The sequence below is a fragment of the Geodermatophilus sp. SYSU D01106 genome (genome assembly GCF_054049995.1).
In genome coordinates this window covers 86,286-98,152 of record NZ_JBJGYM010000003.1, presented here as the reverse complement: position 1 = coordinate 98,152, position 11,867 = coordinate 86,286, and the positions used below count along the sequence as shown (strand labels likewise).

The window sequence follows — 11,867 nt, the reverse complement described above, 5'->3', positions numbered from 1 at the left end:
AGGCCTGAGTGGGCGATCTGAGACTGGACGCCGGGTTCGTCGACTACCTGCTGGTGGCCGCCTACTTCGCCGTCGTGCTGCTGATCGGACTCGCCGCGCGGCGGCGGGTGTCCGACAGCCTGGACTTCTTCCTGTCCGGCCGGTCGCTGCCCGCGTGGGTGACCGGCCTGGCGTTCATCTCCGCCAACCTGGGCGCCGTCGAGATCGTCGGCATGTCGGCCAACGGCGCCCAGTACGGCATGAGCACCATGCACTACTTCTGGATCGGCGCGGTCCCGGCCATGCTGTTCCTCGGCGTGGTGATGATGCCCTTCTACTACGGGTCGAAGGTCCGCAGCGTCCCCGAGTTCATGCGCCGCCGGTTCGGCACCGGCGCCCACCTGGTCAACGCGCTGAGCTTCGCCGTCGCCCAGATCCTCATCGCCGGCATCAACCTGTTCCTGCTGGCCACCATCGTCAACGCGCTGCTCGGCTGGCCGCTGTGGGTGTCGCTGATCGTGGCCGCGGCCGTGGTCCTCAGCTACATCACCCTCGGCGGGCTGTCGGCCGCGATCTACAACGAGGTCCTGCAGTTCTTCGTGATCGTCGCGGCGCTGCTGCCGCTGACCCTCATCGGCCTGCACCGTGTCGGCGGCGTCGGCGGGCTCATCGACGAGGTCCGCGGCGCCGGCCGCGGCGAGGAGCTCACCTCGTGGCCGGCCACCGAGCTGTCGGGCATCGGCAGCCCGGTGCTGTCGGTCATCGGCATCGTCTTCGGCCTGGGCTTCGTGCTGTCCTTCGGCTACTGGACGACGAACTTCGTCGAGGTCCAGCGGGCCATGGCGACCAAGTCGATGTCCGCCGCGCGCAGCACGCCGATCATCGGCGCCTTCCCGAAGATGTTCATCCCGTTCATCGTGGTCATCCCGGGCATCATCGCGACGGTCCTGGTCGACGACGTCGCCGCCGCGCGGGCCAACGCCGACCCCGACTTCGACTACAACAACGCGCTGCTCCTGCTGATCCGCGACACCCTGCCCAACGGCCTGCTCGGCGTCGCGCTCGCCGGCCTGCTCGCGGCGTTCATGGCCGGCATGGCGGCCAACATCTCCGCCTTCAACACCGTCTTCAGCTACGACCTGTGGCAGCAGTACGTGAAGAAGGACCGGCCCGACTCCTACTACCTGGCGGTGGGCCGCTGGGCGACCGTCGGCGCCACCGTGGTGGCGATCGGGACGGCGATCATCGCCTCGGGCTACAGCAACCTGATGGACTACCTGCAGACGCTGTTCGGCTTCTTCAACGCCCCGCTGTTCGCCACGTTCATCCTCGGCATGTTCTGGAAGCGGATGACGCCGACCGCGGGCTGGATGGGCCTGGTGTCGGGCACGCTGGCCGCGGTCGCGGTGGCGTTCCTCAGCGAGGACGCCTTCGGGGCGGCGTCGCTGGGCGTGCTGCCGCTGGGCGGCCAGGGCGCGAGCTTCGTCGCGGCGAGCGCGGCGTTCGTCGTCGACATCGTCGTGAGCATCGCCGTCAGCATGGTCACCGCGCCCAAGCCGGTCGCCCAGCTCGCCGGGCTCGTCTACTCCGAGACGCCCAAGGAGCAGCGCACCGACCCGGACGCCCACCGGCTGCCCTGGTACCAGTCGCCGACCAAGCTGGCCGGCATCGCGCTGGTCATGGTCATCGTCCTCAACGTGATCTTCCGCTGACAGGAGTGCGGTCATGAGCAGCAGCACCACCCGCGCCGGCGGGTCGAAGCACTCGGCGGGCGCGTTCGACGTCCGCAACGTCATCGCGGCGCTGATCGGGTTCTACGGCGTCGTGCTCGTCCTCATGGGGCTGTTCGGCAACACCCCGGCCGAGCAGGAGAAGACCGGCGACACCAACGCCAACCTCTGGGCCGGCATCGCGATGCTGGTGTTCGCCCTGGTCTTCCTGCTGTGGTCGCGGCTGCGGCCGGTCGTCGTCGAGGAGCCGGCCGGCCGGCAGGACCCCGAGGACGACGGCAGCGGCCGGACCGCGGCGCACTAGCCGGGTCCGGCCCGCCGGTCAGCTCGCGGCGCGGGCGATGGCGGCGGCCGTCTCCAGGACCGCGCCGACCACCTCGGGGCTCGGCCGGCGGCCGAGCCGCTCGACCGGCCCGGAGATCGAGACCGCGCCCAGGACGGCGCCCGCGGGGTCGCGCACCGGCGCGGACAGGGAGGCGACGCCGGCCTCGCGCTCGGCCACGCTGTGCGCCCACCCGCGCCGGCGGACGTCGAGCAGCGTGCGGGCGGTGAAGCTGGCGCTCGGCAGCAGCGGGGTGACCTCCTCGGCGGGCGCGAACGCCAGCAGCGCGTGCGCCGCCGAGCCCGCCGTCATGGGCAGCCGGGCGCCCACCGGGACGGTGTCGCGCAGGCCCGAGGTCCGCTCGGCGGCGGCGACGCAGACGCGCGAGCCGCCCTCGCGGACGTAGAACTGCGCGCTCTCGCCGCTCGCGTCGCGGAGGGCGACGAGGTGCCGGCCGGCCACCTGGGCGAGGTCGACGCTGCCGTGGCTGAGCTCGGCCAGCGCCGGGCCGGGCGCCCAGGCGCCCGCCGGCGTGCGGCGCAGCAGGCGGTGGCCCTCCAGGGCGACGGCCAGCCGGTGCGCGGTGGCGCGGGGGAGCGCGGCGCGCTCCACGAGGTCGGCGAGGGTGGCCGGCTCGTGCGCCACGGCGCGGAGGATGGCCACTGCTTTGTCCAACACGGCGACGGGGTTAGGCTGTCCCACACAGCGATACTCTCATCCCACGCAATGGGATGTGCGCTCGGTGGGACCTGGAGGGAACGTGCCGAAGACCCTGGCGGAGAAGGTCTACGACGCCCACGTGGTGCGCAGCACCGCGGGCGAGCCGGACCTGCTCTACATCGACCTGCACCTCGTGCACGAGGTCACCAGCCCCCAGGCGTTCGACGGCCTGCGCGCGGCCGGCCGCCCGGTGCGCCGGCCCGACCTCACCATGGCCACCGAGGACCACAACGTCCCGACGCTCGACGTCCTCGCCCCGATCGCCGACCCGGTGAGCCGGGCGCAGGTCGAGGCGCTGCGCCGCAACGCCGCCGAGTTCGGCATCCGGCTGGCCCCGATGGGCGACCGCGACCAGGGCATCGTGCACGTCATCGGCCCGCAGCTGGGTCTCACCCAGCCCGGCCTGACGATCGTCTGCGGCGACAGCCACACCTCCACCCACGGCGCCTTCGGCGCGCTGGCCTTCGGCATCGGCACCAGCGAGGTCGAGCACGTGCTGGCCACCCAGACGCTGCCGCAGTACCGGCCGAAGCAGATGGCGGTCACCGTCGAGGGCGAGCTGCCCGAGGGCGTCTCGGCGAAGGACGTGATCCTCGCCGTCATCGCGCGGATCGGCACCAACGGCGCCGCCGGGCACGTCATCGAGTACCGCGGCAGCGCCATCCGGGCGCTGTCGATGGAGGCCCGCATGACGATCTGCAACATGTCGATCGAGGCCGGCGCCCGCGCCGGGATGATCGCCCCCGACGAGACGACCTTCGCCTACCTGCAGGGCCGGCCGCACGCCCCGCAGGGCGCCGACTGGGACGCCGCCGTCGAGTACTGGCGGACGCTGCACACCGACGAGGGCGCCGCCTTCGACACCGAGGTCGTCCTCGACGCCGCCGAGCTCGCGCCGTTCGTCACCTGGGGCACCAACCCCGGCCAGGGCCTGCCGATCACCGGGCGGGTGCCCGACCCGGCCGACCTCGCCGACGACAACGAGCGGCGCGCCGCCGAGCAGGCGCTGGCCTACATGGGCCTGACCCCGGGCACGCCGCTGCGCGAGATCGAGGTGGACACCGTCTTCCTCGGCTCGTGCACCAACGGCCGCATCGAGGACCTGCGCACCGCCGCCGAGCTGCTGCGGGGCAAGCGGATCGACGCGAACACCCGGATGCTCGTCGTCCCCGGGTCGATCGGCGTCAAGCAGCAGGCCGAGGCCGAGGGCCTGGACCGGGTGTTCACCGAGGCCGGCGCCGAGTGGCGGGGCGCCGGGTGCTCCATGTGCCTGGGCATGAACCCCGACCAGCTCAAGCCGGGGGAGCGGTCGGCGTCGACCAGCAACCGCAACTTCCAGGGCCGGCAGGGCAAGGGCGGGCGCACCCACCTGGTGTCGCCGTCCGTCGCCGCCGCGACCGCGCTCACCGGGCGGCTGACCGCCCCCGCCGACCTCGAGATGGCTGGAGTCTGAGTCCGATGCAGCCCTTCACCACGCACACCGGCACGGCGGCCCCGCTGCGGCGCAGCGCCGTCGACACCGACCAGATCATCCCGGCCGAGTACCTCAAGCGGATCACCCGCACCGGCTTCGAGGACGGCCTGTTCGTCGCCTGGCGCACCAACGAGCCCGACTTCGTGCTCAACCAGCCGCAGTACGCCGACGCGACGGTCCTGGTCGCCGGCCCGGACTTCGGCACCGGCTCCTCCCGCGAGCACGCCTGCTGGGCGCTGCTCGACGGCGGCTTCCGCGTGGTCATCAGCTCGCGGTTCGCCGACATCTTCAAGAACAACTCGACCAAGTCGGGGCTGCTCACCGTCGTCCTGCCGCAGGCCGACGTCGAGGCGCTGTGGCAGGCCGTCGAGGCCGACCCGGCCACCCCGGTGACGGTCGACCTGGGGGCGCGGACGGTCTCCTACGGCGACACCACCGTGCCGTTCGAGGTCGACGAGTACACCCGCTGGCGGCTGCTGGAGGGCCTCGACGACGTCGGGCTCACCGAGCGGCACCTCGGCGACATCGAGGCCTTCGAGGACCGCCGCCCCGCGTGGCTGCCGAAGGCGCTCCCGGCGCTCCCGGCCGGGTGACGTCCCCGGCGCCGGCGCCTCCTCAGCGGGGGGCGTCGGCGTCCGGGTCGAACTCGCGGTAGTAGTCGGCGAGCAGCGCGCCCGGGCGCCCGCCGAGCGCCCACACGCTGCCCTTGGCCGCGGGCGGGTGCAGGCGGGTGCTCTCGAAGCGCACCCCGAGGCTCATGAGCACCGACGGGATCGCCCCGCCCTGGCTGCACACCACCCGCACCCCGGGCTCGGGCGACGGCGCGAGCATCGCCTCGACGGCGTCGAGCCCGGCCCGCGGGTCGGCGGCGTACTCCTCCTCGCCGAGGGCGTGCAGCGTGTGCAGCTCCAGCCCGGTCGCGGCGGCCAGTGGCTCCAGCGTCTGCCGGCAGCGCACCCGGTCGGCGGTGTGCAGCTCCCGCGGCCCGAACAGCGGCAGCACCGCGGCGAGCTGCGCGGCCTGCCGGCGGCCCTGGCTCTCCAGCGGCCGCTCCTCGTCGGGGCCGTCCCAGTCGCGGCGGCTGCCGGCCTTGGCGTGGCGCACCAGCAGGAGCGACGGCGCCCGCGGGACGTCCTCGCGCGCGAGGTCCGCCAGCACGGCGCGGTCGTGCGCGTGGGTGACCAGCCGGGAGGCGTCCTCGACCGGCAGCCAGCGCAGCTCGTCGACCTCGTCGTTGGGCGTGAAGTCCTCCCCGCCCACGGCCCGCATGAGCCAGTAGTCGACGTGCTTGGGGCCGGCGGCGACCTCGTAGTGCGTGCGCACGCTGCGCCGCCCGGCAACCACCTGCAGCCCGGTCTCCTCGCAGACCTCCCGGACGGCGGCGGTCAGCGCGCTCTCACCGGCGTCGAGCTTGCCCTTGGGCAGCGACCAGTCGTCGTAGCGCGGCCGGTGGACGACGACGGTCTCGATGCCGCCGCCGTCGGCCGGGCGCCAGACCACGCCGCCGGCCGCCGCGACGACCGCGCGGGTGCGCTCAGCCGGCATGCTCGGTCACCGCCCGCATGAGGCCGGCCTGGTAGTCGCGCTCGCCGCCGCGGACCCACGCGCCGTCGGGGCCGAGCTCCCAGCAGCGCACGCCCGGCGCCATCGCGGCGTCGAACATGCCCTGCAGCTGCCGCTGCGCGGTGTCGTCGCAGACGCGCAGCAGCACCTCCACGCGCCGGTCGAGGTTGCGGTGCATGAGGTCGGAGCTGCCGATCCACCACTCCTCGTCGCCGCCGTTGACGAACGCCATGACGCGCGAGTGCTCGAGGAAGCGGCCCACGATCGAGCGGGCGCGGACGTTCTCCGACAGCCCGGGCACGCCGGGGCGCAGCGCGCAGATGCCGCGGATGAACAGCTCGACCGGCACCCCGGCCCGCGACGCCTCGTACAGCGCGTCGATGAGCCGCTCGTCGACCAGGGAGTTCACCTTGATCCGGATGCCCGAGGGTCGCCCCTCCGCGGCGTGCCGGGCCTCGCGGCGGATCTTCTCCAGCAACCCGGCGCGGATGCCCTGCGGCGCCACCATGAGCTGCCGGTAGGACGTCTGCCGCGAGTAGCCGGTCAGCACGTTGAACAGGTCGGTGAGGTCGGCGCCCACCCGCGGATCGGCCGTGAGGATGCCGAGGTCCTCGTACAGCCGCGCCGTCTTCGGGTTGTAGTTGCCCGTCCCGATGTGCGCGTAGCGGCGGATGACGCCGTTCTCCCGGCGCACCACCAGCGCCGTCTTGCAGTGCGTCTTGAGCCCCACGAGGCCGTAGACGACGTGGCAGCCGGCGCGCTCCAGGGACCGGGCCCAGGTGATGTTGGCCTCCTCGTCGAAGCGCGCCTTGACCTCGACGAGGACGACGACCTGCTTGCCCGCCTCGGCCGCCTCGATGAGCGCGGTGACGATCGGGGAGTCACCCGACGTGCGGTACAGCGTCTGCTTGATCGCCAGCACGTGCGGGTCGGCCGCGGCCTGCTCGATGAAGCGCTGCACGCTCGTGGCGAACGAGTGGTACGGGTGGTGGACCAGCACGTCGCCCTCGCGCAGCGTGGCGAACACACTCATGGGCGTCTCGCCCTCGGACAGCCGCGGGTGGGTGGCCGGCACGAACGGCTCGTCCTTGAGCTCCGGGCGGTCGATGTCGTACAGCGCCCACAGGGAGGCGAGGTCGAGCAGCCCGGGCACGGTGACCACGTCCTGGGGGTCGACCTCGAGCTCGGAGACGAGGACCGCCAGGATCTGCGGGTCCATCGTGCTGTGGACCTCGAGCCGGACCGCGGGGCCGAACCGGCGGCGGGCGAGCTCGCGCTCGAGGGCCTGCAGCAGGTCCTCGTCGCGGTCCTCCTCCACCTCGAGGTCGGCGTTGCGGGTGACCCGGAACAGGTGGTGGTCGATCACCTCGAGGCCGGGGAACAGCAGCGCCAGGTGGGCGGCGATGAGGTCCTCGAGCGGCAGGAACGTCGCCTCGTCGTCCGGTCCCACCGGCACGAAGCGCGGCACGTTGTTCGGCACCTTGAGCCGGGCGAACCGTGGCGCACCGGTCTCGGGGTCGCGCACCGAGACGGCGAGGTTGAGCGACAGGCCGCTGATGTAGGGGAACGGGTGCGCCGGGTCGACCGCCAGCGGGGTGAGCACGGGGAACACCTGGTCGCGGAAGTACTCGCGCAGCCGCCGGCTCTCGGACTCGGCCAGGTCCTCCCAGTGCACGATCCGGATGCCCTCGGCCTCCAGCCGCGGCGTCACGTCCTGCTCGAAGACGACGGCGTGCCGGTGCACCAGCTCCTGCGTCCGCGCCGTGACCCGGGCCAGCTGCTCGCGGATGGTCAGCCCGTCGGGGGAGCGGACGGTCAGGCCGGTGCTCAGCCGGCGCTTCAGCCCGGCGATGCGCACCATGTAGAACTCGTCGAGGTTGCCGGCGAAGATCGCCAGGAACTTGACCCGCTCGAGCAGCGGCATCGACTCGTCCTCGGCCAGCTCGAGCACCCGCGCGTTGAAGTCCAGCCAGGACAGCTCCCGGTTGAGGAAGCGGTCGGCGGGCAGGGCGGTCGACCCGTCGGCGGGGGCGGGGGTCTCCGGCCCGGTCACCACGGGTGTCGTCTCGGCAGCCACCCGGTCATCGTGCCCCACGCAGGTGAACGGCGAGGGACCGCGCCCGGGGGCCTCAGGCCGCCGGCCGCGGCAGCCGGGGCAGCAGCGCCGCGGTGGCCGGCCCGAGCCCGAGGCCGGTGGCCTCGCGCAGGTCGGCGGGGGTGTCGACGTCGCGGCGCAGCCCCGGCCAGTCGCCGGTCAGCGCCAGCGCACCCGCGGCGGTGTGGGCGGCGGCCGAGCCGCTGCCGAAGTGCGGGTCCAGCGGCACGCCCGAGGCGGTGAGCAGCGTGGTGCCGGTGCCCGCGGCGTCGGCGACGAACCCGCGGGGGACCGCCGCGGCGGCGTCGAGCGCGGCGGCGAGCTCGGCCGGCCGCAGCGCCGGCAGGTCCGACGACAGCGCGGCCACCGCCGCCGCCCCGGTCGCCCGGGCGCCGTGCGCCAGCGCCGGGTTGAGCCCGCGGTCGGGCTCGTCGGCCACGGTGCGGGCGCCGAGGGCGCGCACGGTGGCCGCGGCCCGCTCGTCGTCGGTGACCACCACGACGGCAGCCACCGCGGGGCAGGCGCGCGCGGCGGCGACGGTGTCGGCCAGCAGCGCCAGCACCAGGCTCGCGTGCAGGTCGGGCCGGTCGCCGCGGCCGCCGCCGGTCAGCGGCGCCAGGCGGGTCTTGGCCGCGCCCAGCCGCTTCGCCGGGACGACCAGGGACCACCGCACACCGCCCATGTGAGCACACGCGGGCGCCGGGCCGCCGCCGCGAGGGGACCCGCGAGGGGACCCCGGTGCGACCACCGGCCCCCGGGAGGGTCGATCATGTGCCGGTCGTCACGACCAGCGGAGGGATGCCGGTGACCGAGGACCCGACCCCGGGGGCCCCCGCGGTCCCGGGGCAGACACGGCCCCGCGCCCTGCACGAGCGCGGGCGGCTGCCGTGGTCGCTGCGCCTGGCCGTCGTCGTCATCTACCCGGTGGCCTCGCTGCTGTTCCGGCTGCGCTACCGGCACGGGGACCGGCTGCCGCGCACCGGTCCGGTGCTGCTCGTGGCCAACCACGTGTCCGTGCTCGACCCGCTGGCCTGCGCGCGGCTGGTCTACGACAACGGGCGGGTGCCGCACTTCCTGGCCAAGGAGGCGGTGTTCAAGGGCCTGGCCGGCGCGATCCTGCGCGACGCCGGGCAGATCCCGGTGGCCCGCGGGTCGTCGGAGGCCCGGGGCGCGCTGGCCGCCGCGGCCGCCGACCTCGAGGCCGGCAACGTCGTCGTCATCTACCCCGAGGGGTCGGTCACCCGCGACGAGGACTGGTGGCCGATGCAGGCCCGCACCGGCGTCGCCCGGCTGGCGCTGACCACCGACGCCGTCGTGCTGCCGGTGGCGCAGTGGGGCCCGCAGCGGGTGCACGACTACCACAGCAAGAAGCTGCACCTGCGATTGCGGACGCCCACGGACTACGCGGTCGGCGAGCCGGTCGACCTCACCGCGCTGCGCGAGGAGGTCCGCGCCGGGCGCCCGCTGACGCCCGACCTGCTGCGCGAGGTCACCGACACCATCATGGGCCGGGTGCGTGACCTCCTGGCCGACGTCCGCGGCGAGACGGCGCCGCCCGGTTTCGCCGCCCGGCCGCGGCGTGCGCTGCCCGGCGACCTGCCGGGGAGCGCCGCGTGAGCGGCACGCGCGCCGCCGTCCTCGGGGCCGGGTCCTGGGGGACGACGTTCGCCAAGGTGCTCGCCGACGCCGGGTGCGCGGTGACCCTGCACGCCCGCCGGCCCGAGCTGGCCGCGGCGATCACCGAGACCGGGGAGAACCCCGACTACCTGCCCGGCGTGCGGCTGCCCGGCGCGCTCAGCGCCACGACCGACGCGGGGGTCGCCCTCGACGGCGCCGACGTCGTCGTGCTGGCCGTCCCGTCGCAGTCGCTGCGGGCCAACCTCGGCGAGTGGGCGCCGCTGCTGCCGCCCGACGCCACGCTGCTGTCGCTGATGAAGGGCATCGAGCTCGGCAGCACCAAGCGGATGAGCGAGGTGATCGGCGAGGTCACCGGCGCCGGCCCGGAGCGGGTGGCGGCGCTGTCGGGGCCGAACCTGGCGCGCGAGATCGCCGAGGAGCAGCCTGCGGCCACGGTCATCGCCTGCCCCGACGACGACCGCGCGACGGCGCTGCAGGCCGCCTGCCACACGCCGTACTTCCGGCCCTACACCAACCGCGACCTCGTCGGCTGCGAGCTCGGCGGCGCGGTGAAGAACGTCATCGCGCTGGCCTGCGGCATCACCGAGGGGATGGGCTTCGGCGACAACACCCGGGCCTCGCTGATCACCCGCGGGCTGGCCGAGACCGCCCGGCTGGGCCTCGCGCTCGGCGCGGAGCTGACGACGTTCGCGGGCCTGGCCGGCCTCGGCGACCTGGTGGCCACCTGCAGCTCGCCGCTGTCGCGCAACCGCACGTTCGGCGAGAAGCTCGGCCGCGGCCTGTCGCTGGAGGAGGTGCAGGCCACCACCCGGCAGACCGCCGAGGGCGTGAAGAGCTGCCGGCCGGTGCTCGACCTCGCCCGCGCGCACGGGGTGGAGATGCCGTTGACGGAGGCGGTCGTGCGGGTCTGCCACGAGGGCGTCCCGGCGGCGCAGATGGTGAAGGAGATCATGTCCCGAGAGGCCAAGCCCGAGTGAGCGACGGCACCACGGGCGGAGCCCGAGTGAGTGGACTGCCTGGTGGATGGGGGGACGGCACCCGGTCGGTGCACGCCGGTGACCCGGCTCCCGAGCCCGGCGCCCCGCTGCGTCCCTCGCCGGTGTTCGCCGCGCCGTACCACCTGGGCGACCTGCCGCCCCGCGCCGGCGGCCGCGACGCGTACGCCCGCACCGAGCACCCGACCTTCCGGGCCTTCGAGGACGCCGTGGGCGAGCTGGACGGCGGCCGCTGCCTGTCCTTCGCCACCGGCATGGCCGCGATCTCCGCCGTCGTCCTGGGGCTGGTGTCGGCCGGCGACCGGCTCGTGCTGCCCAGCGACGGCTACTACACGACCCGGCTGCTGGCCCGCGACGAGCTGGAGCGGCTGGGCGTCCGCGTCGAGTACGTGCCCACCCTCGAGATCGCCGGCGTCGCCGCGCGCGGTGACCTCGACGGTGCCCGGATGGTGGTCCTGGAGACGCCGAGCAACCCGATGCTCGACGTGTGCGACGTCGCCGCCGTCGCCCGGGCCACCCGGGCCACCGGCGCGCTGCTCGCCGTCGACAACACCACCGCGACCCCGCTCGGCCAGCGGCCGCTGGCGCTCGGCGCCGACGTGACGATGGCGGCCGACACGAAGGCGCTCACCGGCCACAGCGACCTGCTGCTCGGCCACGTGAGCACCTCCTCAGACGAGGTGCACGACCGGCTCAAGGGCTGGCGGGACCACACCGGCGCCACCCCGGGCGCGTTCGACGCCTGGCTCGGGCACCGCTCGATGAGCACCCTGGACCTGCGGCTGGCCCGGCAGGGGGAGACCGCGGCGGCGGTGGCCGAGACGCTCGCCGCGCACCCCGCCGCCACCGGCGTGCGCTGGCCGTGGCGGGCCGAGGACCCCTCGTACGCGCTGGCGGCGCGGCAGATGCTGCGGCCCAACGGCGTCGTGTCCGCCGAGCTCGCCGACGAGGCGGCGGTCTCCCGGTTCCTCGCCGCCACCCGGTTGTGGGTCGCGGCGACGAGCTTCGGCGGGGTGCACAGCACCGTCGACCGCCGCGCGCAGTGGGGCGGCGACGCCGTCCCGGGGGGCTTCCTGCGGTTCTCCTGCGGGATCGAGGACACCGGCGACGTCGTCGCCGACCTCACCGCGGGGCTCGACGCCGCCTCCGCTCCCTGAGCCGGGCCGGTGATGTGCGGGCGCGGTGCGTTCCGGCGTCCGGATGCGCCTCAGGTGCACATCGCCTCGCGCCGGCCCGACGGTGTGCGCCCACGCCGCATCCACGGGCGACGGATGCGGCGTCAGCGCACACGCTCGCGCCGGTGACGTGCGGTCGCGGCGCGTCCTGGCGCCCGGCCGCACCCCAGGTGCGC

Annotated in this window: 11 protein-coding genes; 7 read left to right on the top strand and 4 right to left on the bottom strand. The window is 74.7% G+C overall.

Annotation, left to right across the window (positions count from 1 at the left end):
• Positions 1–8: 8 nt before the first annotated feature.
• Together ACI78R_RS04355 and ACI78R_RS04350 are read left to right on the top strand one after the other, a co-directional pair.
• Positions 9–1,691, top strand: a complete 1,683-nt coding sequence (locus ACI78R_RS04355; protein ID WP_457039786.1) for a sodium:solute symporter family protein — start codon at positions 9–11, stop codon at positions 1,689–1,691.
• Positions 1,692–1,704: 13 nt separating this feature from the next.
• Complete coding sequence (locus tag ACI78R_RS04350) at positions 1,705–2,013, top strand: hypothetical protein (protein ID WP_073421779.1); 309 nt, start codon at positions 1,705–1,707, stop codon at positions 2,011–2,013.
• Positions 2,014–2,031: 18 nt separating this feature from the next.
• Here ACI78R_RS04350 and ACI78R_RS04345 read toward each other — a convergent pair whose 3' ends face one another.
• The gene (locus ACI78R_RS04345; RefSeq protein ID WP_457039897.1) at positions 2,032–2,694 is read right to left on the bottom strand and encodes an IclR family transcriptional regulator; all 663 of its coding nucleotides are present in this window, start codon (positions 2,692–2,694) and stop codon (positions 2,032–2,034) included.
• A 97-nt stretch (positions 2,695–2,791) separates the two neighbouring features.
• On the opposite strand from ACI78R_RS04345, the gene leuC reads away from it, so the two are divergent.
• Both leuC and leuD read left to right on the top strand, forming a co-directional pair.
• Positions 2,792–4,204: a 3-isopropylmalate dehydratase large subunit gene (gene leuC, locus ACI78R_RS04340; protein ID WP_457039785.1), complete on the top strand. Its 1,413-nt coding sequence runs from the start codon at positions 2,792–2,794 to the stop codon at positions 4,202–4,204.
• A 5-nt stretch (positions 4,205–4,209) separates the two neighbouring features.
• Positions 4,210–4,818, top strand: coding sequence for a 3-isopropylmalate dehydratase small subunit (gene leuD / locus ACI78R_RS04335; protein WP_073421782.1), 609 nt, complete (start codon positions 4,210–4,212; stop codon positions 4,816–4,818).
• 22 nt (positions 4,819–4,840) lie between these two features.
• Here the strand turns inward: leuD and ACI78R_RS04330 are convergent, their stop codons facing one another.
• From ACI78R_RS04330 to cofC, 3 genes are read right to left on the bottom strand one after another with little or no spacing between them, the layout of a single operon-like run.
• Positions 4,841–5,770, bottom strand: a complete 930-nt coding sequence (locus ACI78R_RS04330; RefSeq protein WP_457039784.1) for an NUDIX hydrolase — start codon at positions 5,768–5,770, stop codon at positions 4,841–4,843.
• Positions 5,760–7,865, bottom strand: a complete 2,106-nt coding sequence (locus ACI78R_RS04325; RefSeq protein WP_457039783.1) for an RNA degradosome polyphosphate kinase — start codon at positions 7,863–7,865, stop codon at positions 5,760–5,762. Before ACI78R_RS04325 ends, ACI78R_RS04330 begins: the two co-directional genes overlap by 11 nt.
• Before the next feature lie 52 nt (positions 7,866–7,917).
• Complete coding sequence (gene cofC, locus ACI78R_RS04320) at positions 7,918–8,556, bottom strand: 2-phospho-L-lactate guanylyltransferase (RefSeq protein ID WP_425432425.1); 639 nt, start codon at positions 8,554–8,556, stop codon at positions 7,918–7,920.
• 131 nt (positions 8,557–8,687) lie between these two features.
• Between cofC and ACI78R_RS04315 the strand changes: the two genes are divergently transcribed.
• Genes ACI78R_RS04315 through ACI78R_RS04305 form a run of 3 tightly spaced genes read left to right on the top strand, consistent with a single transcriptional unit; the run spans position 8,688 to position 11,673 of the window.
• The gene (locus ACI78R_RS04315) at positions 8,688–9,500 is read left to right on the top strand and encodes a lysophospholipid acyltransferase family protein (RefSeq protein WP_457039782.1); all 813 of its coding nucleotides are present in this window, start codon (positions 8,688–8,690) and stop codon (positions 9,498–9,500) included.
• Positions 9,497–10,498 (top strand): NAD(P)H-dependent glycerol-3-phosphate dehydrogenase, encoded by a 1,002-nt coding sequence (locus tag ACI78R_RS04310; protein ID WP_073421785.1) that lies wholly within the window; start codon positions 9,497–9,499, stop codon positions 10,496–10,498. The genes ACI78R_RS04315 and ACI78R_RS04310 overlap by 4 nt, the downstream gene beginning before the upstream one ends.
• 26 nt (positions 10,499–10,524) lie before the next feature.
• Positions 10,525–11,673: a cystathionine gamma-lyase gene (locus tag ACI78R_RS04305; RefSeq protein ID WP_457039781.1), complete on the top strand. Its 1,149-nt coding sequence runs from the start codon at positions 10,525–10,527 to the stop codon at positions 11,671–11,673.
• The last annotated feature ends 194 nt before the right edge of the window (positions 11,674–11,867 follow it).

Bases quoted from the DNA above. Each gene is read 5' to 3' on its own strand.
- ACI78R_RS04330 (WP_457039784.1), bottom strand. From the start codon at position 5,770: ATGCCGGCTGAGCGCACCCGCGCGGTCGTCGCGGCGGCCGGCGGCGTG.
- leuD (WP_073421782.1), top strand. From the start codon at position 4,210: ATGCAGCCCTTCACCACGCACACCGGCACGGCGGCCCCGCTGCGGCGC.
- ACI78R_RS04350 (WP_073421779.1), top strand. From the start codon at position 1,705: ATGAGCAGCAGCACCACCCGCGCCGGCGGGTCGAAGCACTCGGCGGGC.